Source organism: Flavobacterium sp. CYK-55 (genome assembly GCF_018413465.1).
Classification (GTDB): domain Bacteria; phylum Bacteroidota; class Bacteroidia; order Flavobacteriales; family Flavobacteriaceae; genus Flavobacterium.
In genome coordinates this window covers 21,179-41,477 of record NZ_JAHCDK010000015.1, presented here as the reverse complement: position 1 = coordinate 41,477, position 20,299 = coordinate 21,179, and the positions used below count along the sequence as shown (strand labels likewise).

Below are 20,299 nucleotides of genomic sequence, written 5' to 3'. Positions count from 1 at the left end.
AGGGTTGCTATTTAGACTATCTCAGCCAAAGCCGAAAACTTTTCTACATAATACTTCACCCAAATGTGTAACATAAACAGCGGAACGATGTAGGAAACCATACGTTTATCGCCGGCGCGCAATTGAGCAATCATTTTGTCAATTTTGATGTTTTCAAAATACGACCATTTAAAAATCTCGCTGTTGGTAAAGGACGACATTTCATCAGAGAATGCCGGGTTTTGCGTGAGGTATTCGCCCCAAGGTGTACTCAAACCAACTTTTCTGAATTTCAAAATATCATCTGGCAAGCGCTGTTGCATACTGGTTTTGAGAATGTATTTTCCTTTTTTTCCGGTAAAGAGCCATTGGTCGTCAAGCGATCCCAAACCAGTCAATAAGCGCTGATCTAAAAAGGGTTCGCGGCATTCTATCGATGCGCCCATCGTACAGCGATCATTACGGTCGAGCAACGAGCACAAATAAGTATGCTGATCAAAATATAAGGCTTGTCGTCTGAGGTTGTTTGGATATAATTCTTGCGCTTGGCGATAAATTTCGTTGCGGTATTGATTTTCTGGCGTTTTGTGAATGCCAAAGTTTTGCGCAATGTCTTTCGGGTAAATATTTGAGCCGTTATATAATACCAAATCACGCGAATTGTCAATGCTGGCATAGCGCGCGAGTTTGTCGTATCGCATTTTTTTGCTAAAAATATCGAGCTTGTTGATCACAGCCGCCGCTTGCAATAGTGATGGAAATTGCAAAGGTTTGTATCGAACATAACCACCCATGAGCTCATCGCCACCTTCGCCCGAAAGCAAGACTTTTACATTGGGCTGTGCTAGTTTTGAAAGCGCCAACAAATGCGGTTCGCTCAGGTGCATTAGTGGTTCATCTTGGTAATAGGTAGCTGACAAAAGCTGTTGGTATACTTGCTCATCACGCAATTCTAATTTGTTGAATCGGTAATTGAATTTATGGGTGAGCATTTCAGCCAAATGCGCTTCGTTGTGCTCGGCTTCTTGAAAACCAATGGTATAAGTTTGAATATCTGAGAACTTTTGATGGTGCATGGAGGCCAAAATAGAAGATGAGTCTAATCCGGCGCTGAGCAAAACACCCACAGGAACGTCGCTGACCATGCGCAGTTTTACTGAACTGTCAAAAGTTTCTCTGAACCAATCCAGTGGTTTTTGAATGGTGGCTTGTTGTTGGATTTCGGTTTTGAGATTCCACCAAGTATGCGTTTTTACCTGACCATCTTCTGAAATAACCATGCTGTGGCCCGGTAATAATTTTTGTACATTTTCAAAAAGAGTGTCTTGACCGGCAACAAAGCGGTTAAAGATATATTCTTCGATTCCGGATTGCGATATGCGCAGCGGAACACCGGCCGCAAAAAGGGCTTTTTGTTCTGAGGCAAAGTAAAAACTGCCTTCGTGCCAACTGTAATACAAAGGTTTTACACCCATGCGATCACGCGCAACGGTTAAAGTTCGTTCAACTTTATCCCAAATAGCAAAAGCAAACATTCCGTTGAGCTTACTGAGCATTTTGAGTCCGTGAATTTGATACAAGGCCAAAAGCACTTCGGTATCGCTTTGCGTTTGTATGTTGTAACCGCTGTTTTTGAGTTCAGCGTAAAAATCTCGGTAGTTGTATATTTCGCCATTAAAAACCATTACATACCTGCCTTCTGGTGAAATAAAAGGCTGATGTCCTGCGGCAGTTACATCAATAATGGAGAGTCGTCGATGGCCAAGTCCGAGATTTTTGTCTGTAAACATACCGTTGTCATCCGGCCCTCGGTGCTCAAGCACATCACGCATTTTGATGAGTGTATGGGCATCAACTTCTTTGGGTGTTCGTATGTGAAAAATACCGTTAATTCCGCACACGATTATTGATTTTGGTGGTGGTTAATCATTTGGTGATATCGTTCAGATATTTGTTTCATATTGTGGGTGTAGTTGGCTTTTTCTTCAACAAACTTGCGATTTTTGGCCACTACTTGTTTTCTAAATTCTTCATTCTTGAGGGCCCAAATTATTTCTTGAGCCAAAATTTCTTTTTGATCAACAGTTACCAACTGGCCATTTTCGCGATGGCTTATCCAGCTTTGGTTTCCGGGAATATCACTTACAATTGGGTAACAACCAACGGCCATGGCTTCAAACAAAGACGATGAAACCCCTTCGGTTATTGGCATGCTTATATAGAAATTGGCTTTGGCAAGTAATTTTGGCAGACTCTCATTGCTGATTCTACCCACAAAATGTACGTTTTTGTGTATGTCGAGGTTTTGGGTCAAACGCTGTAGTTTTTCTTTCATTGGGCCATCGCCTACAATGGTAAGCTCAAAAGGAATTTGCTGTTGTTGTAGTAAACCAAAGGCTTTTATAATGGTACTGTGTCTGTATTCGGGAAGTAATGAACGGGTAACAATTGCGTGAATTTTGGGCTGGCTTTGATTTTTAGCAAACGTAAATTTTGTTAAGTCAATACCTTTCGGGAGCACCATCACTTTGCTCATATCAACCTTGTTTTTCTTCATTGAAACAGTCATAGCCGGACCCCAGGCATGAATCAAATCAACGTTGTGAAATGCAAAAGATTGGATCATTCTTTTTAGCGGATACAGCAATGAATTCTCGGGCCATAAATCAGAAATGCCCTGTTGTGCAATGGCTGCCGGTTTAATACCTGAAAGTGCTGCCAGAAAACCGTAACTGGTTGTTCGTTCAGCAATCACCATGTCGGGCTTTTCAAGTCGGGCAATTTTTCGAATTTTGCGCCAAGCTGTAGCGTATTCTAAAATTCTGGAAAACCGATTCAATAAACCATTGCTGGGTGTTTTGAGTTCCCAAGTAATCACTTCAAATGAGCCAAGCTCTCTTAGACCTTTGATCCAAGTGATGGCATCAGCGCGATAAGTTTCGCCGAGAAATAGAATCTTTCTTTGCACCATAAATTTTATTCCTCAGAACTCAGCGCTCTGTTGAGGTAATCGTTAAGCGGTTTAAGCAAAATGAGTTTTTGGCTGATTTGCGATACAAAATCTTTTTGCGTTGCTTTTTTTGTGTCAAAATACTCGATGGCAGTAAAACTTTTGAGTTTTAAAAACTCAATTCCGGGATGATCTTTTTCAAAACCACGCGGAGGGTTTTTTAAAGTTGAATTCTCATCACGAGTCAGTGAACCAAAAGTTTGGGTAAACTTGGGAGCGTTTACAATTTCTTGAAGATCGTCGTAAAAAAAGTTGATTTCTCTTCTGATTTTTTGCAGTTGTTCCGGCATCGGACAATACAAACCGCCACCAACAAATGATTTTTCAGGATCAATCTGAATGTAATAACCCGGCGCTTCATTGTTTAATGAACCTGATTTGAGCCAAATGCCCATGTGCGTTTTGTAGGGCGATTTGTCTTTTGAAAAGCGAATGTCACGGTTGATGCGAAACGTACAATGTTTTACCTCAAGCATGGCCAATGATTCATCAAGCGGCTTCATTGCTTCAAGTAATTTTTCAATAAGTTGATGATAATCGGCTTTGTAGGCTTCATATCGTTTTTTCTGAGCCAGAAACCAATCGCGGTTGTTGTTTTCTTTTAAATCGGCCAGAAACTGAAGGCTTTCTTTCGACAACATTTTATTCTAATCCTTTTTTCAGTTCTGCTTCGCTCATAAAACCTTGGTGTTTCCATTTGAGCGTTCCGTTTTCATAATACAGCAATACCGGAAGGCCGTCAATTTTTAAATCTGAAATCATGGTTTTGTGCTCATCAGCATTCAGGCGAACAATATTTACCTTTCCTTTTAAATCACTTTGCATTTTGAGTAAATAGGGTTCCATTTGTTTGCAAGGCGCACACCACGGGGCATAAAAATCAACCAAAACTTTTGCATCGGCTTTGATCATATCACCATATTCTTGCGGGCACATACCGATTATTTTTTCGCTGGGTTTTGTCATGCCGGCTGCGTTCCATTTCATCATGCCGCCTTCTAAATCGTATACTTGGCTAAAACCCATTTCGATGAGTTTGTCTGAAGCTTTTTTACTGCGCCCGCCCACCATACAATAAACAAATACGGGTTCGTTTTTATTGAGCTTGCCCACTTGAGCTTCAAAATCATCACCGTTCCAGTTGATGTTTTTGGCGTTGTCAATGTGTTGGCTGTTGTATTCTGAAGGCGTGCGTACGTCTATAATTTGCGCCTTAGGTGTTGCTTTGATTTTATCTGCAAAAGCCTGAGCATTGATGTTCTGATAATGAGCGCTAGGTTGCCCTTGACAAGAAGCGATAATCAACGCCGAAAAAATCAGTAAAAAGTGACGAAATTTCATAGCCCGAAATTTTAAAAATAATGAGCAAAAGTAGGTAAAAATTGAATTGACAAAACGAAATATTAACTTAAATTATAAGTTGAAAATTTTATAGCTCTGATGCGTTTGTTTTACAATGTTTTCGGTGCGTTCAGGATGGGTGTCAGAAATGAATAATTGGCCAAATTCATCGTTGTTGACCATTGATATGATTTGTGCTACACGATGCTCATCAAGTTTGTCAAAAATATCGTCAAACAAAAGAATAGGTTTATTGCCGCATTGCTTTTTAAGAAATTCAAATTGAGCCAGTTTAAGTGCAATCAAAAAAGATTTTTGTTGTCCTTGGGAACCAAATTTTTTAATCGGATGATTATTGATTTCAAACAACAAATCATCCTTGTGAATGCCCGCACCTGTGTATTGAAGAATGCGGTCTTTAGAGATATTTTCGTTGAGTAATTGTGCTAATTTATGTGTGGTTAATTGCGATTCATAAATAAGTTGTACTTGCTCAGAATCTGCACTAATTATGCGGTAATACTGATTGAATATCGGTGTAAACAATTCAATGAACGTCTGTCTTTTGTAATGTATTTGATGGCCTAGCATATCTAGTTGTTCATTGTAGATGTCTAGTGTATCGGTTTCAAAAACCTGATTGAGTGCAAAGTATTTTAATAGGGCATTTCGCTGTTGCAATACTTTTTGGTATTGTATCAGTTGTTGTAAATAAATTTTGTCTGATTGCGAGATAACGCTGTCTAAAAAACCGCGTCTTGTTTCGCTGCCTTCAACAATCAAATCACGGTCAGAAGGTGAAATAATCACCAACGGAATAAGCCCAATGTGATCAGAGAATTTCTCATAAATGCGACCGTTGCGCTTGAGGATTTTCTTTTGGTTTTTCTTTAAGCTGCAAACAATTTGCTCTTTTTTAGCATCAATTTCAAAATAACCATCAAGCACAAAAAAATCTTCGTTGTGTTTGATGTTTTGAATTGCCATCGGATTGAAATAGCTTTTTCCGTAGGCCAAATGATAAATGGCATCCAAAATATTGGTTTTTCCTACACCGTTGCGCCCAACCATACAATTGATTTTGTTGTCGAATTCAAAAACGGCATCCGAGAAATTTTTGTAATTGATAAGTGAAATAGACTTGAGTTGCATGATCAAAAAGCAGAGCCTTTAAAAGTGAGCGCAAATTATTGAAAATAATCGTTCACAACTGAAGATTATTTAAAAGTTCTCACGAATTTGACTTTCTGGTGTTAAGCTTCAAAAAATTAACAGAAATCAATTTTTTTTTGTGCGTGTTAGAATAAAAATTTTATTTTTGCGGCTCATTAAATTAAAATAAATGGCTACTTATAACAAAAGAGGTTACAAAGCTCCCAAAGAAAAAGAAACAGTTGTAGATAATAACTTCATTGAAGAAGATATCAAAGTTGATGAGAATGACAGTACCACGGCGGGTGTTTTTAACTCGTTAGACAATACGGCATCAAAAGCTGAAGAGTGGGTAGAGCGCAATCAGAAATATATTTTTGGTATTGTAGGCGCGGTTGCTTTGGTTACTATTGGTTATTTAATGTATCAAAAATTTATTGTTGAGCCTAAAGAAGACGAAGCTGCTGCTGAAATGTTCACAGCGCAACAAAATTTCCAAAAAGCTGTAGATGCTACTAAAGGAGCAGACTCATTGTTCAACTTGGCTTTGAATGGTGCTGAAGGTAAATTTGGTTTCAAAGATATTGCTGAAAAATTCTCGGGTACTGCTGCGGGTAATTTGGCAAACTACTATTCAGGAATTGCATACCTAAATACAGGTAAATACGACCAAGCTATTGCTTCACTTGAAAAGTTCAAGTCTGAAGATCAAATTTTAAGTGTTTTGGCTGTAGGTGCTGTAGGTGATGCTTACGCTCAGAAAAAACAACCGAAACAAGCTTTAGAATATTATGTAAAAGCTTCAGAAATGCACAAGAATAATATGACTACTCCGCGTTTCTTGCTCAAAGCCGGTCAAACCAATTTAGAATTGGGTCAGAAAGCTGAAGCCTTGAAATATTTCACACAGATCAAAGAACAATATGAAACCACTCCTGAAGGCGGAATGGTAGACGGATTGATTGGTTTGGCGCAATAATCCTGCGAAATACTGCCGATTTATGGCTACTGAAAATAAAAATTTATCACAATACGATAAAAATACAATCCCAAGCGCGAAAAATTTTCGGTTTGGGATTGTTGTTTCTGAGTGGAACGACAAAATCACCAACGGCTTGTATACGGGAGCTGAAAAGGCTTTGCTCGATTGTGGAGCTTTGCCAGAAAACATCATTCGCTGGGATGTGCCAGGCAGTTTTGAGCTGGTTTATGGCAGCAAGCGCATGATTCAAACCCAAAGAGTTGATGTAGTTATTGCGATAGGTTGTGTGATCAAAGGTGAAACCATGCACTTTGAATTTGTCTGCGAAGGCGTTACCCAAGGTATCAAAGATCTCAATATACAAACCGATGTTCCGGTAATCTTTTGTTTACTCACTGATAACAATGAGCAGCAATCTATTGATCGCAGTGGTGGAAAACACGGAAACAAAGGAACCGAAGCTGCTATAGCAGCAATTAAAATGGCAGATTTGCAACATAAGTCTACACGTTAGTTTTTGTAAATTAACTTCTTTAAAAGTCTGTAAAACCATAGTTTTTTATCGTCTCGTTAACTGTTTTTGCTAATATAAAATAGTTAAATTTGTACGCGTTGTTCAATCAAATACAACTACTCAATCACACATTCATGCCAGGCATCATTCAGTTACTTCCCGATCATGTCGCCAATCAGATTGCTGCCGGCGAGGTTGTTCAGCGTCCGTCCTCTGTGGTCAAGGAATTGCTTGAAAATGCCGTTGATGCCGGAGCAACTGACATCAAACTCATCATCAAAGATGCCGGTAAAACCCTGATTCAAGTGATTGACAACGGAAAAGGCATGAATGCTACCGATGCTCATATGTGTTTTGAGCGTCATGCTACTTCTAAGATTCGTCAAGCCGAAGATTTGTTTGCGTTGCATACCAAAGGTTTTCGCGGTGAAGCATTGGCCTCGATTGCTGCGGTGGCTCATGTTGAGCTCAAAACACGTCAACCACAAGATGAATTGGGTTTGCATTTGACTATTGAAGGCGGAAAATTTTTGCAAGAAGATGTGGCCGCTTTGCCTGAAGGTAGTTCGTTTTCGGTGAAGAATTTATTTTTCAATATTCCGGCGCGACGCAATTTCTTGAAGTCAGACGTGATTGAATTTCGCCACATTGTTGATGAATTCCAGCGAGTTGCTTTGGTACATCCTGAAATTTATTTTTCGTTTTACCACAATTCATCTGAAGTACACATTTTGCCACCCGGAAATTTCCGTCAGCGCATCGTGGGCATTTTTGCCGGAAAAACCAATGAAAAGCTGGTTCCTGTTCAGGAAGAAACCGATATTTTGCGCATTGGCGGTTTTGTCGGAAAACCTGAATTCTCTAAAAAGAACAAAGGCGAACAGTTTTTCTTTGTCAACGGTCGATACATCAAAAGTGGTTATTTGCATCATGCCATTATGAATGCCTATGAAGGTTTGCTTAAAGACGGTATGCAACCGAGTTATTATTTATTGCTCGAGGTTCCGACACAAAGCATCGATATCAATATTCATCCCACCAAAACCGAAGTTAAATTTGACGATGAGCAAGCGCTTTATGCCATTTTGCGTTCATCGGTCAAACACAGTTTAGGTCAATTTAATGTGGCGCCTATTCTTGATTTTGAGCGCGATGCGAATTTAGACACACCCTATCATTACAAGGACAAAGATGCGGATTCGGTATATCCGACCATACAAGTTGATGCCGGATTCAATCCGTTTGCCGATGAAAAACCCGCTAAAGCACCTTCATCAAGCAGCAAACAGAAATACAAAATCCCAGAAACATCTTCATGGGAAAGCTTATATGTTGGGCTTCAATCTGACACTGACAGCGTTTGGGAACCTGAGCAAGTTGCTTTTGAAAGCGAACCAATACACTCAGTTTTGTTTGCTGAAGCAGAAACAGATCAAACTACACCTGCACGTTGTTATCAATTGCAAAGAAAATATATTGTTAATCCAATTAAGTCAGGTTTGGTGGTAATTGACCAACAACGAGCGCATCAACGCATACTATATGAACAGTTTCTGGGCAACATGACAGTTGAACAAGCCGCTAGTCAGCAATTGTTGTTTCCGATTGAATTGACATTTTCAACCCACGAAATTGGTGCTATACTAGAACTTGAAGCTTCGCTCACTGCAACAGGATTTACCTTTGACGCGATTGTCAACGATCGAATTGTATTGTCGGGCATTCCGCCGCAGATTACTCCAGATCAAATTTCAGAAGTTTTGCATGAACTGTTGCACGATTTGCAAGAAGGCATTCCCGGGAATAGTTTTAGTCAAAACGACATCATCGCACAATCAATGGCCAAAAGCATGAGCATTAAAAACGGGATGTTTTTATCTGAAAAAGAACAAGAAAACCTGATCAATGCTTTGTTTGCTTGTAAAGCGCCCGACGTTTCACCTTTTCAAAAAACTACTTTCATCACTTTGCGGGTGGAAGACTTAGATAAAAGATTTGCCCTATGATGCAGATAACCCCAACAGTCAAGCAGTTGTTAATTGTCAACGTTTTGTTTTTTGTGGGCACTTTGTGGCTCGGAGACCAGGCGTATACATGGCTGTCGTTGTTTTATTTTGAAAATCCGCTATATCATCCGTGGCAATTTTTAACGCATATGTTCATGCACGGCAATTTGATGCATATTTTCTTCAATATGTTTGCGCTGTATTCGTTTGGCTCTGCTCTGGAATATTTTTGGGGTGGACGCAAGTTTTTGTTTTTTTATATTTCTTGCGGATTGGGCGCAGCTTTATTGCATTCAGGAGTTAATTATATACTTTTTCACAACGGATTAAACGAACTAATTCAAGCAGGTTTCAAAACAGAAGATATTATAAGTTTACTGAACCAAGAACAAATGGATACCCGTTGGAGCGAAGTGCTCGGGCGTTCTGGGTTACAAAATTTTATAGGTTCGTTTGCCAGTCCGGCAGTCGGAGCATCAGGTGCTATATATGGTTTGTTGGCCGCTTTTGCTTTCATGATGCCTGATGCGGAGCTTGCATTAATGTTTATTCCGGTACCTATTAAAGCCAAATATTTTGTTCCGGGTTTGATTGTCATTGATTTGGTTTTGGGCTTGTACGGAAATTCTATTTTTGGCGGATCAAGCGGCATTGCTCATTTTGCGCACGTAGGTGGCGCGCTTGTTGGCTTCTTGATGATGTGGTATTGGCGCGGTAATCAATTCAATCGAAATCGCTGGAATTAAAATTGGCAATATGAATTTGTTGGACGATTTGAAATGGCAGTATAAAAGCGGTGGTTATGAGCAAAAACTCATTTACTGGAACTGCGGTGTGTATTTGCTATCTATTTTGTTCTTCTATCAGTTTCAATGGGGTGTTTTTAACTTTCCGTCTTGGTTGGCTTTGTCGTCTGATATCGCTGAAGTAGCTACAAAACCTTGGACTTTACTCACGTATTTCTTTTTTCATGCGAGCTTTTTTCATTTGCTCTTTAACATGATTGTGCTCAATTATGCTGGGCGAATGTTTTTGACTTTTTTCAATCAGAAGCAACTTTTAGGATTGTATTTGCTCAGCGGAATTTTTTCAGGAATAGATTTTAGTTTGCTCTATCAGTTATTCACACCGGGCAGTCACTCGCTCATTGTGGGTGCTTCAGGCGCGATTATGGCTATTTTGGTAGCTACCGCAACTTATGCTCCGATGATGGATATTCGACTTTTGCTGATTGGTCACGTTAGGTTATGGCAATTTACCGCAGTGATTTTGTTTTTAGATTTGATTCAGATTTTTACTGAAAATACCGGCGGACACATCGCTCATTTATCGGGTGCTTTATTTGGGTTTCTCTACGTAAAATTGCTCCAAAGCGGAACTGACCTGAGTCAGCCCATTACTTTTATTTTTGATGTATTGGCTATGCGTTCCAATAAGAAAGGAACGCCTTTTAAAAAAGTGCATCGCAATGCGCCATCGCCATCGCCGCAACGTCCAACTATGCGTGTGGTAACAAAAGATAAGACCCAACAACAAATTGATGAAATTTTAGATAAAATCAGTCAGTCGGGCTATGATAGTTTGACCCAAGAAGAAAAAGAATTCTTATTCAAAGCCGGAAAACAGTGAAAAAACTCTCGTGGTTCAATAAAGGCATGTTTTTCTTCAACAGCGTACTCGCGGTGTTGACGTTTTTGGCTTATGTGTTGCCGTTTTTGGCACCCAAGCTTTTTCCGCTTTTGTCTGTATTAACCTTACTTCTTCCGTTGTTTCTCATTTTAAACGGACTTTTTTTTATCTATTGGCTTATTCAGTTTAAAAAGCAAATCATCCTTTCGGGTTTGGTGTTGCTTTTGGGCATTACGTTTATCAATAAATTCTACAAATTTTCTGAGGTGAATCAACCGGTAGCCGAAAATGACTTTGTGGTCATGAGCTATAATGTGCGTTTGTTCAATTTATTTGATTGGTTGCCTGATACCGATGTGGTCACCTATATTCGCACGTTTGTCAATGATAAAAACCCTGATATTCTCTGTATTCAAGAATATTCTGAATCGGCCAAAATTGATCTAAAAGTCTATCCGTATAAATATGTTTATATGCAAGGCAAGAAGATCAAAACAGGCATGGCTATTTTTTCAAAATTCCCCATTATTGACGAAGGAAATCTGGTGTTCCCGGAATCAAACAACTGTACCATTTTTGCCGATATTAAAAAAGGAAAAGACATCATTCGCGTCTATAATATGCAGTTGCAATCCATCAAGATTTCGCCCGATGTCAATGAGATTTCTGAAAACATCGACGGAATCAATCAGCAAAAATCGCAAATGGTTTTTAAACGCATCAGTCGCGCTTTTAGAAAACAACAACAACAAGCCGAGATTTTAATGAACCACCGTAACGAGTGTGAATATCCGGTGATTATTTGCGGAGATATGAACAACAGTGCGTATTCATATGTTTATCGAAGTGTTAAAGGAAGTCTCAATGATGCTTTTGAAGAAGCCGGAAGCGGTTTTGGCAATACCTATCACTTCAAGTATTATCCGGCGCGCATTGATTACATTTTTGCTGATTCAGCCATGAAAGTCAAGCATTTTGAATGCTTTCAAGATTTTGTCAATTCTGATCATTACCCAATAATGGCCAGATTTAGTTTCGACTAAAGACTTTGTTTTTTGAGATAATCCAGCGCGTATCGCCCTTCATTGAACAGCAAATCTAAGATGCTCAAATTGTTCAGGTATCCGTGTTTATCACCAAAAACTTGGGTGTATTCTTCAAAAACGGATGGATCTTTTTTTCCATTGGCCAGTTTTCTGTAATCGTCAAAACCTTCTGCCGTGTGAAAGTATTCGTCTGTTTTTTGATACGCTAAAGGCATGCCCAAACATTTAGATACTAGCTCAATGCACTCTAAGTTTAAATCTAAAAGAAACTCGTGTTTTCTGTTAAAAATAGGCACAAAAGCATCTTCGTAAAACTCAAAAAAAGGCGAGGAGCGATAAGCAGCTTCCAACGATTTAAAGTGTTGTTTTTGCCAATCAAAAGCGTTTTCTATACGCACATCACGTGTTTTCTGATGCGCCGCTTTACTGTGTTTGATCGGAATGTTGAGTAGCTGAACACCGTTTGGGCTGTATATCAGCATGCGGTTTCGGCTGGTTTGTTTTTGATAGTTATCATCTACCTCAAAAGTAACCGAATCGGCTTGTGCCATGGCTACAAAATGGCTTACAGACGAAAAATAAGTGGGATGGATTAAAAGATTCATCGCAATTAGGCTTGTTTCTTTTTGTTCATGAAAAACGTAATCCCAAAATAAGCGGCCAATCCTATCAAGAAAAATTTAAAGTATGAATACGGTTGACCATCTCCGCCAACTGTAGTGAATAAGCGTTCCCAACGAATTTTGCTCAAACCGCTACCGTGTGAATCTAAACTCATCCAAATAAACACTGGTTTTCCTACAATGTGATCTTCCGGAACAAAGCCCCAATAGCGGCTGTCTTCAGAGTTGTGTCGGTTGTCACCCATCATCCAGTAGTAATTTTGTTTAAAGGTATAACTGTTGGCAATTTGCCCGTTGATTTTAATTTCAGAGCCACTTACTTTTAAGTCATTTCCTTCGTAAACAGTAATAATGCGTTTGTAAAGTGGTAAATTTTCGGCCGTTAATGGTACTGTTTTTCCTGCTTGAGGAATGACAATCGGGCCAAAATTGTCTTTGTTCCAGCCATTGTTGTTTTGCGGAAAAACACTTGGTTCGGCTTCGTGTGAAATATTTTTGGTCACCCCTGTAATAATCGGATTTGATTTGAGTCTGGCGGCTTCATCATCCGGAAGTGAAGAGAACAAATAAGTATTTGGAGCCGTTTGATAGACCGCATCAGTTACTTTTAAATCGCGAATTACATAATCCGGATTCAATGGTGTTCCGTTGGTGGTTACGGTGTATGAAAACTGTGGTCTGGCGCGTTCGGGTAATATAAGTTTTTGATCATTTACAAAAATAACTCCGTCTTTGATTTGGAACTTATCGCCAGGAGTTCCCACACATCTTTTAACGTAATTTGATTTTTTATCAATAGGTTTGTCTGCTTTTCGAGTAGAACGATCAAAGAATTTATAGACCGTATCTACCGGCCAGTTAAAGACGACAATGTCATTTTTTTCGACTTTTTCAAAACCGGGAAACCGCAAATACGGCAACTGAGGTTTATTGAGATAAGATTTTGTATTAATCACTGGAATTGTGTCGTGTACCATAGGCGCAGCTACTGTCGTCATTGGAACGCGGGCTCCATAATGAAATTTACTCACAAACAAAAAGTCACCAACGAGTAAAGTTTTTTCAAGCGATGAAGTCGGAATCTGAAAAGGCTGCATCACATAAGTATGCACGATGGTAGCCACAACAATCGCAAACAACAACGAACTAATCGTGTCAGCGCCTTTGCTGTTTGACTCTAAACTGCGGTTCGGAATGTGGTTCAGCGGTTGCGTATAATTGACATACATCACATACAAACCAAAAGTAGCAATGCCCAAAATAGTATCTAAAGTGGTGTTTTTGCCAAAACTTCTGAGTGTTTCTACCCAAACCACCGGAAACATAATCAAGTTGACAATAGGAATAAACAACAAAATCGTCCACCAAGTCGGGCGGTTGATGATTTTCATCAAAACAATGGCGTTGTATACCGGAACAGCTGCTTCCCAGCGTTTGCGGTTGGCTGCTTCATATATTTTCCAAGTTCCAATAAAATGAACTACTTGTACAATCAAGAAAAAAATAAACCATTGAGCTAGTGTCATAAGAAATCAATTTGGTTGTATATTATATTTTATGTTTGAATTTTAAAGATTCAAAACTTCTTTCATGGTATAAACGCCTTTTTTTCCGACGAGCCATTCAGCAGCAACCACCGCGCCCAGAGCAAAACCTTTGCGGTTGTGAGCGATGTGTTTGATTTCAATAGCATCAATGTCAGAATCATAGGTGATGCTGTGTGTACCCGGAACATTTTCAATGCGCAAAGCATCAATTTCAATCGTTTGTTGGTGCGGCGGAGTAGTATTCTTCAGCGACCAATCTAAATAATCAGATTCTTCAATAATACCTTGCGCCAAACTAATGGCTGTTCCGCTCGGAGCATCTAATTTTTGGGTGTGGTGAATTTCTTCCATTGAAACTTTGTATTGCTCAAACTGCGCCATTACGCGCGCCAAATGGCGATTGAGTTCAAAAAAGATATTCACGCCCAAACTAAAATTTGAACCGTAAATGAAGGCTCCGTTTTGCTTTTGGCATAAATCAACCATGGTTTGATATTCATCCAACCAACCGGTCGTGCCCGAAACAATCGGAACGTTGGTATGCAAGCATTCAGAAATGTTACGAACTGCTGCACTCGGAACGCTAAAATCAATGGCTACATCGGCATTTTCAAGTCCGTCAAAACTGCTTTCACTGGTTTTGCGCAACACAATTTGATGTCCGCGTGAAAGGGCAATTTCTTCAATGATTTTACCCATTTTTCCGTATCCGAGTAAAGCTATTTTCATTAGAATTGATAATTAAAGGCCACGCCAAAATTGGGTCTGATGTATTGTTCGTCGGGTTTGATTTCAGGTCTGAGCGATAAATTGCTGTTGACATTGAATTGCCCTAAATGTGCGTCAACGTTGGCGTCAATAATGTTCAAAGCATAAAAAGCAACGGTGAGCAACAACGATAAATCGCGGTTTCTTTGATAAAACCTTTGCGCTTGTATCAATCGGTTATTATCCAAATAAGCGTATTTCGGATCCGGATTTCCGGCGAGTCGGTCTTTGTATGCTTCGCGAAATTCTTGGTATTTTTTGTTGTTGGATTGATAAAAATACAGCGTGGTTCCGATGGCTCCATATACGAGCGGAATTTTCCAGTATTTTTTGTTGTAGGCTTGCCCAAGTCCGGGTAAAACAGCCGAATAAAAAGCAGCCTTGGCCGGTGAAAGCGGATTGATTTCTTGCGATTTGGTCGAATCTTTTATAATCACAAAAGGGTCTGACTTTCTTTGCCCGAAAACCGAAAAGTTCCCGAAGACAACAAGACAGAGTAGTATGATAATCGCTTTATGCACTAACCTTTGATGAGTTTGACAATGCGGTGAAAGTCTTCTTCAGAATGAAACGGAATTGCAATTTTACCCTTTCCGTTCCCAGCCATTTTGATGTCAATTTTAGCGCCGAAATATTCAGAAATAGCTTTTTTCTCAGCATCTGCCACATCAAATGAACTTCCTTTTTTGGCTGATTTAGCCGAAGGTTTCAAGCTGTCTTGATATTTTTTAACCAAGGTTTCGGTTTCGCGTACCGATAAGTTTTGGCTGACAATTTTCTGGTAAATATCGGTCTGAACGTCTTGATCTTCAATGTTGATGATCGCACGTCCGTGGCCCATACTGATAAACCCATCGCGGATACCTGTCTGAATAATCGGATCAAGTTTGAGCAAACGCAAATAGTTGGCAATGGTTGAACGTTTCTTGCCCACGCGCTCGCTCATTTGCTCTTGCGTGAGTTGAATTTCGTCCATGAGGCGTTGGTATGAAAGCGCAATCTCAATCGGATCCAGGTCGTGTCTTTGAATGTTCTCCACCAAAGCCATCTCAAGCGATTCTTGATCGTTGGCAATGCGAATATAAGCAGGAACCGTTTTAAATCCGTTGATTTTAGAGGCACGCAAACGTCTTTCACCCGAAATCAATTGATATTTATTGAAGTCGAGTTTGCGCACAGTAATCGGCTGAATCACACCCAACTCGCGGATGGAAATCGCCAATTCCTGCAAAGCTTCTTCATTAAAGTTGCTGCGTGGCTGAAACGGATTGATTTCAATAGCATCTACTTCAAGCTCAATGATGTTGCCAACTACTTTATCAGCATTTTTGTCACTCACTGATTGAATGTTGTTGTCCGGATCTTTGAGCAAGGCAGATAATCCTCTTCCCAATGCTTGTTTTTTGACTACTTGCGACATATTTTTTTACAAAGTATTTTTTCTGATAATTTCTTGCGCTAGGTGTAAATAGTTGGTAGCACCTTTGCTCGTTGCGTCGTAATTGATGATGCTTTCACCAAAACTCGGCGCCTCGCTGAGTTTTACGTTGCGCTGAATAATGGTTTCAAAAACCATATCGTTAAAGTGTTTCTGCACTTCTTCAACCACTTGATTTGAAAGGCGCAAACGCGAATCATACATCGTGAGCAGCAAACCTTCAATATCCAGCGACGGATTGTGAATTTTTTGAACGCTTTTGATCGTGTTGAGCAATTTGCCCAAACCTTCGAGCGCATAGTATTCGCATTGAATCGGAATAATCACCGAATCAGCAGCGGTCAGCGCATTGAGCGTTAGCAATCCGAGTGACGGAGCGCAATCAATCAAAATATAATCAAACTGATCTTTGATTTTTTCTAAAGCCTGCTTGAGCATATACTCGCGGTTTTCTTTGTCCACCAGTTCAATTTCAATGGCCACCAAATCAATGTGCGCGGCAATGATTGAAACATTGGGCGTGCTGCACGCAATAATGGCTTCTTCGGGTAAATGGCTGTGCTCAAGAATCTGATACGTACCAATGCTGATACTTTCAATATCCAAACCCAAACCTGAACTCGCGTTGGCTTGCGGGTCGGCATCAATCAATAAAACTTTTTTCTCGAGAACACCCAAAGCAGCCGCCAGATTCACCGAAGTGGTGGTTTTTCCGACGCCGCCTTTCTGATTGGCTATAGCAATGATTTTACCCATCTAAACTTTAAAAATTTTAAGCCGTAAAAATACAATTAATTATGGGTTTTTCAAGGCTAATTTGTTAACAAAAGTTAATAGTTTGAGGCTCACGTAAATTGGTTGTGAGTTGTCCATTTTTTGTTGTCAGTTCTTCAAATCATAAATCTAAAATCAACAATCGTTAATCATAAATCTTCATTGGGCGTGCCCCTGCGGGTCGGGCTGTTCGCTCATAGTCCTCGCCACTGCGTGTCTGCGGGCTAACCGCTGCCATCCCTCACGCACACGACTATACTTCAAGCATTTGTCAAAAATGAAACTTAGTAAGATACCTGAAGTCCACCGGACTTCCTCCTTTTAATTTGCTTCGCCTGTTCGCTCCGCTCGAGTCACCCGAGGCTTTAGCCGAACTGAGCGAAGCTAAATCTCACGCAAGAGAATGTAGCGTTTAACAGAAAAAGTGAAGTCAAAATTTAAAATCAAATCAAATGTATCCGACAGACACCCGCGTGAGCGGTTGTAGCTAAGTGCCGCGCACTGCGAAAAACGCGACCCGCAGGGGCACGCCCCAATAAATGATGCATGATAAATGCTAAATGTTGCATTTAAATTTGCGTGTTGAGCAGCGATTGGTGCTCAGAAATTGACCCGCACAATAGGTGGTTAAGAACCTTGAGCTGAATAAAATAAAGTATGTTGTCTGATTTGTAAATCATTCAACATTCATCACACAACATTCAAAATAATTTTATCCGTTTTTCTTGGCTTTGATCATCATCTCGAGCATATCCCACATTTCTTCGGGAATTTGTTCGAGCAAGTTGAACTGTCCGGCGCCTTTGAGCCATTCGCCGCCATCAATGACCACAACTTCACCGTTGATATAGGCCGAAAAATCAGACACCAAATAAGCTGCTAAATTGGCCAGTTCTTGGTGGTCGCCCACGCGTTTGAGCGGCACTTTTTTGGCCATATCAAATTTATCGGCCAAGTCGCCGGGCAAAAGCCGGTCCCAAGCGCCTTTGGTCGGAAACGGTCCCGGAGCAATCGCGTTGGTTCGGATGCCATATTTGGCCCATTCTACAGCCAGACTGCGCGTCATAGCCAAAACACCGGCTTTGGCGGTAGCACTCGGCACCACATAAGCCGAGCCGGTAAAAGCATAAGTGGTAACAATATTGAGTACGGTAGCGCTGGTTTGTTGGGTGTCAATCCAATGTTTGCCAAAGGCCAAAGTACAGTTTTTGGTTCCTTTGAGCACAATGTCAATGACGGTATCAAAAGCGTTGGCCGAGAGTCGCTCGGTGGGTGAAATAAAATTGCCCGCGGCATTGTTGAGTAAAACATCTACTTTTCCGTAGGCTTTGAGTACCTCGGCGAGCATGTTTTCAACTTGATCGTAATGGCGCACATCACAAGCCAATGGTAAGCATTTGGCCCCGGTAGATTGCTCAAGTTCGGCTGCGGTGGTTTGTAGTTTTTCTAAATTTCTAGAAGTGATGGCAACGTTTGCGCCGAGTTCCATGAAGTAGCGCGTCATGGCTTTGCCCAGCCCGCTTCCGCCGCCGGTAATAACAATTACTTTTCCGGACAAAGCGTTGTCACGGAGCATTTTTTGAGAAAAATCCATCGGTTTCAATTTGGGTAAAGATAACAAAACCTTTTTTGATTCCGATGGATTGAGCGGGCTGTTGTTTTACTGAAGGATGATTTTTTGTGTAAAAGTTTGTTTGTCTGTTTGCATTTTTAGCAAATAAACGCCCGCGGGGATATTTTTGGTTTCAAGTGTAAAACGCTGGTTGTTTTGATTTTTTTCTTGCAATACAATTCGGCCTTGCATATCGATGAGTTGGGCCGTAAAATGACTTTGTGTTTCTTTAAAATGTATGTTGATTTGATCATGCGCCGGATTCGGAAAAACGCTCCACGCGTCCTCGGTAAAAGTTTGATTGGCCAAGGCACAAGAATTTGGATTTGGGTATTTAGCCAAGTAAACACCGGCTATTGAACTGCTTGCATTTACCGATGAATGCAGCTCAAGTGTAGCAGCGGTCGGATCAAAATCAAGGGTGTTTCTGAACGTTCCACCTGCTAGAAGATTTTGTTCGGCATCAACCGCAATGGGCAAATAACCAGTGAATTCTACAAAATCAGGCGTGCCCAATCCTTTGAGGTCAAAGGCAGAAAGATAATTTCCATCGGGTGAATAACTCGCCAGAAATACGGCGCGCGTGTTGGTCAATGATTGCAATTCATGCGTTGTTGCCGAAGGATCAAAATCACAAGTGCCGGTAAATTCACCCGAAACATAAATGTTATCGCAACCATCAATGGCCATATTGGCTCCGTTGGCAGTTTGAATAAAACCATCATTTTGAACAATTTTCTTGGCCCAAAGCAAAGTGCCGTTGCTGTCGGCCTTAGATAAAAAAGTGTTGTAATTGGTGGTTGAAGATACGTTAGTAGTTGTTGAAAATGAAGTGCTTCCTCTAAAATCACTCAGGACAATCGCATTGCCTTGGCTGTCGGTTTTAACCAAAGTTGTCAAGAAATCGGTTGTGGCTGTTCCGCGGTAGTGTTTGCTCCAAATCAAGTTACCTGTGCTTGAATATTTGGCTGCAAAAACAGAACTAAACGCACTAAAAGAAGTTGATTGCGAAGTAAATATTGATTGAATATTTGGGTCAGGATTCAAATCAACAGAGCCGACAAAAACACCTGAAGTTACAATTTCACCTTGCGCAGTGGTATCAAGTCCGGTCAGAATCACAGCGCCATTGGTTTCAATTTGTTTGGCCCAAGCGAAGTTTCCGTCGCTGTTAAGTGAAACCAGAAAAGCATCGTTATTAAACGCGGTTAATGAGTTTACGGAAGTTGGCGAAGGGTTAAAATCTAAAGTTCCGGTAAAAAAGCCATTCACTACCACACCGCCCGGAATAGGTTTAATACCAAAAGTCAGCGCATTGTTATCGGGCGCATCGTCAAAATAACGCGTCCAGATTTCGTTACCTTCGACGGACCATTTACTAATGAAAAAACCACGGGTATTGGTAAATCCGCACAGATATAGATTGTTTTGGTTGTCTAGCGTAATAGCAGTCGGCCGCTCTTCATTCATGCCATCAAAAGTGGGCTCAATCAAACTTTTGGCCCAAATGAGGTTTCCGGCCGCATCGTATTTACTGATAAAAACATCAGATTCTCCGTCAACATCGCCGGGTGTTCCGCCCAAATAGGTGAGGTTTTGTACGCTTCCGGAAGGGTCAAAATCACAGGTACCGTGAAAAAGCCCCGTAAGATATACATTGTTTTGTGCATCAGTAGTCATGGCGCGGGCCCAGACGCCTTGGTCGTGTGCACTCTGGAATGCATGTGCATAAATTGGAGCGTTTTGCGCCGAAGCTGTAATTTGCGTCAGCATCAGAATGGCGAGTAGTTTAAAGGTAAATTTCTTTTTCATAAGCTAAAATTTTGAAAGTCAGTGTGATTTTCTGACGGTTCAAAATTAAATGCTAATCAAAAGTAA

19 protein-coding genes are annotated in these 20,299 nt (G+C 40.5%); 6 read left to right on the top strand and 13 right to left on the bottom strand.

Features of this window, described 5'->3' with window-relative positions; all coding sequences use genetic code 11:
• Window positions 1-11: 11 nt before the first annotated feature.
• The 5 genes from asnB to recF form a co-directional block, all read right to left on the bottom strand.
• Window positions 12-1,880 carry an asparagine synthase (glutamine-hydrolyzing) gene (gene asnB, locus KIH23_RS13090; protein WP_213213953.1) on the bottom strand — a complete coding sequence of 623 codons (1,869 nt, stop codon included), beginning with the start codon at window positions 1,878-1,880 and terminating at the stop codon, window positions 12-14.
• Between the two features lie 2 nt (window positions 1,881-1,882).
• Window positions 1,883-2,950: a glycosyltransferase family 4 protein gene (locus tag KIH23_RS13085; protein WP_213213952.1), complete on the bottom strand. Its 1,068-nt coding sequence runs from the start codon at window positions 2,948-2,950 to the stop codon at window positions 1,883-1,885.
• Between the two features lie 5 nt (window positions 2,951-2,955).
• Window positions 2,956-3,630 carry a DUF2461 domain-containing protein gene (locus KIH23_RS13080; protein ID WP_213213951.1) on the bottom strand — a complete coding sequence of 225 codons (675 nt, stop codon included), beginning with the start codon at window positions 3,628-3,630 and terminating at the stop codon, window positions 2,956-2,958.
• Between the two features lies 1 nt (window position 3,631).
• Window positions 3,632-4,330 carry a thioredoxin domain-containing protein gene (locus KIH23_RS13075; RefSeq protein ID WP_213213950.1) on the bottom strand — a complete coding sequence of 233 codons (699 nt, stop codon included), beginning with the start codon at window positions 4,328-4,330 and terminating at the stop codon, window positions 3,632-3,634.
• 72 nt (window positions 4,331-4,402) lie between these two features.
• Window positions 4,403-5,482, bottom strand: coding sequence for a DNA replication/repair protein RecF (gene recF, locus KIH23_RS13070; protein ID WP_213213949.1), 1,080 nt, complete (start codon window positions 5,480-5,482; stop codon window positions 4,403-4,405).
• Between the two features lie 190 nt (window positions 5,483-5,672).
• Here recF and KIH23_RS13065 point away from each other — a divergent pair, with 190 nt between their 5' ends.
• From KIH23_RS13065 to KIH23_RS13040, 6 genes are all read left to right on the top strand, one after another.
• A complete protein-coding gene (locus KIH23_RS13065) occupies window positions 5,673-6,461 on the top strand; it encodes a tetratricopeptide repeat protein (protein ID WP_213213948.1) in 789 nt (262 codons plus the stop codon).
• 22 nt (window positions 6,462-6,483) lie between these two features.
• Window positions 6,484-6,978, top strand: coding sequence for a 6,7-dimethyl-8-ribityllumazine synthase (ribH, locus tag KIH23_RS13060; protein ID WP_213213947.1), 495 nt, complete (start codon window positions 6,484-6,486; stop codon window positions 6,976-6,978).
• Window positions 6,979-7,112: 134 nt separating this feature from the next.
• Window positions 7,113-8,984, top strand: a complete 1,872-nt coding sequence (gene mutL / locus KIH23_RS13055; RefSeq protein WP_213213946.1) for a DNA mismatch repair endonuclease MutL — start codon at window positions 7,113-7,115, stop codon at window positions 8,982-8,984.
• Window positions 8,981-9,730: a rhomboid family intramembrane serine protease gene (locus KIH23_RS13050; RefSeq protein ID WP_213213945.1), complete on the top strand. Its 750-nt coding sequence runs from the start codon at window positions 8,981-8,983 to the stop codon at window positions 9,728-9,730. The genes mutL and KIH23_RS13050 overlap by 4 nt, the downstream gene beginning before the upstream one ends.
• Before the next feature lie 10 nt (window positions 9,731-9,740).
• Window positions 9,741-10,613, top strand: a complete 873-nt coding sequence (locus KIH23_RS13045) for a rhomboid family protein (RefSeq protein ID WP_213213944.1) — start codon at window positions 9,741-9,743, stop codon at window positions 10,611-10,613.
• Window positions 10,610-11,656 (top strand): endonuclease/exonuclease/phosphatase family protein, encoded by a 1,047-nt coding sequence (locus KIH23_RS13040; protein ID WP_213213943.1) that lies wholly within the window; start codon window positions 10,610-10,612, stop codon window positions 11,654-11,656. The genes KIH23_RS13045 and KIH23_RS13040 overlap by 4 nt, the downstream gene beginning before the upstream one ends.
• On the opposite strand, the gene KIH23_RS13035 is transcribed toward KIH23_RS13040, so the two are convergent.
• From KIH23_RS13035 to KIH23_RS13000, 8 genes are all read right to left on the bottom strand, one after another.
• Window positions 11,653-12,264 (bottom strand): WbqC family protein, encoded by a 612-nt coding sequence (locus KIH23_RS13035; protein ID WP_213213942.1) that lies wholly within the window; start codon window positions 12,262-12,264, stop codon window positions 11,653-11,655. The two genes, KIH23_RS13040 and KIH23_RS13035, sit on opposite strands and share 4 nt — an antisense overlap.
• A 5-nt stretch (window positions 12,265-12,269) precedes the next feature.
• A complete protein-coding gene (gene lepB / locus KIH23_RS13030) occupies window positions 12,270-13,808 on the bottom strand; it encodes a signal peptidase I (protein ID WP_213213941.1) in 1,539 nt (512 codons plus the stop codon).
• Window positions 13,809-13,850: 42 nt separating this feature from the next.
• Window positions 13,851-14,558: a 4-hydroxy-tetrahydrodipicolinate reductase gene (gene dapB / locus KIH23_RS13025; protein ID WP_213213940.1), complete on the bottom strand. Its 708-nt coding sequence runs from the start codon at window positions 14,556-14,558 to the stop codon at window positions 13,851-13,853.
• Complete coding sequence (locus tag KIH23_RS13020; RefSeq protein ID WP_317197043.1) at window positions 14,558-15,034, bottom strand: DUF5683 domain-containing protein; 477 nt, start codon at window positions 15,032-15,034, stop codon at window positions 14,558-14,560. Before KIH23_RS13020 ends, dapB begins: the two co-directional genes overlap by 1 nt.
• An 83-nt stretch (window positions 15,035-15,117) precedes the next feature.
• Complete coding sequence (locus KIH23_RS13015; RefSeq protein WP_213213938.1) at window positions 15,118-16,017, bottom strand: ParB/RepB/Spo0J family partition protein; 900 nt, start codon at window positions 16,015-16,017, stop codon at window positions 15,118-15,120.
• Between the two features lie 6 nt (window positions 16,018-16,023).
• Window positions 16,024-16,791, bottom strand: coding sequence for a ParA family protein (locus tag KIH23_RS13010; protein ID WP_213213937.1), 768 nt, complete (start codon window positions 16,789-16,791; stop codon window positions 16,024-16,026).
• 730 nt (window positions 16,792-17,521) lie between these two features.
• Window positions 17,522-18,403: an SDR family oxidoreductase gene (locus KIH23_RS13005; RefSeq protein WP_213213936.1), complete on the bottom strand. Its 882-nt coding sequence runs from the start codon at window positions 18,401-18,403 to the stop codon at window positions 17,522-17,524.
• 66 nt (window positions 18,404-18,469) lie between these two features.
• Window positions 18,470-20,233 (bottom strand): T9SS type A sorting domain-containing protein, encoded by a 1,764-nt coding sequence (locus KIH23_RS13000; protein WP_213213935.1) that lies wholly within the window; start codon window positions 20,231-20,233, stop codon window positions 18,470-18,472.
• Between the last annotated feature and the right edge of the window lie 66 nt (window positions 20,234-20,299).

Coding starts and splice junctions, on each gene's coding strand:
- KIH23_RS13085 (WP_213213952.1), bottom strand. CDS start 2,950: ATGGTGCAAAGAAAGATTCTATTTCTCGGCGAAACTTATCGCGCTGAT.
- mutL (WP_213213946.1), top strand. CDS start 7,113: ATGCCAGGCATCATTCAGTTACTTCCCGATCATGTCGCCAATCAGATT.
- KIH23_RS13035 (WP_213213942.1), bottom strand. CDS start 12,264: ATGAATCTTTTAATCCATCCCACTTATTTTTCGTCTGTAAGCCATTTT.
- KIH23_RS13015 (WP_213213938.1), bottom strand. CDS start 16,017: ATGTCGCAAGTAGTCAAAAAACAAGCATTGGGAAGAGGATTATCTGCC.
- KIH23_RS13010 (WP_213213937.1), bottom strand. CDS start 16,791: ATGGGTAAAATCATTGCTATAGCCAATCAGAAAGGCGGCGTCGGAAAA.
- KIH23_RS13000 (WP_213213935.1), bottom strand. CDS start 20,233: ATGAAAAAGAAATTTACCTTTAAACTACTCGCCATTCTGATGCTGACG.
- recF (WP_213213949.1), bottom strand. CDS start 5,482: ATGCAACTCAAGTCTATTTCACTTATCAATTACAAAAATTTCTCGGAT.
- lepB (WP_213213941.1), bottom strand. CDS start 13,808: ATGACACTAGCTCAATGGTTTATTTTTTTCTTGATTGTACAAGTAGTT.
- KIH23_RS13005 (WP_213213936.1), bottom strand. CDS start 18,403: ATGGATTTTTCTCAAAAAATGCTCCGTGACAACGCTTTGTCCGGAAAA.
- KIH23_RS13045 (WP_213213944.1), top strand. CDS start 9,741: ATGAATTTGTTGGACGATTTGAAATGGCAGTATAAAAGCGGTGGTTAT.
- KIH23_RS13075 (WP_213213950.1), bottom strand. CDS start 4,330: ATGAAATTTCGTCACTTTTTACTGATTTTTTCGGCGTTGATTATCGCT.
- ribH (WP_213213947.1), top strand. CDS start 6,484: ATGGCTACTGAAAATAAAAATTTATCACAATACGATAAAAATACAATC.
- dapB (WP_213213940.1), bottom strand. CDS start 14,558: ATGAAAATAGCTTTACTCGGATACGGAAAAATGGGTAAAATCATTGAA.
- KIH23_RS13050 (WP_213213945.1), top strand. CDS start 8,981: ATGATGCAGATAACCCCAACAGTCAAGCAGTTGTTAATTGTCAACGTT.
- KIH23_RS13080 (WP_213213951.1), bottom strand. CDS start 3,630: ATGTTGTCGAAAGAAAGCCTTCAGTTTCTGGCCGATTTAAAAGAAAAC.
- KIH23_RS13065 (WP_213213948.1), top strand. CDS start 5,673: ATGGCTACTTATAACAAAAGAGGTTACAAAGCTCCCAAAGAAAAAGAA.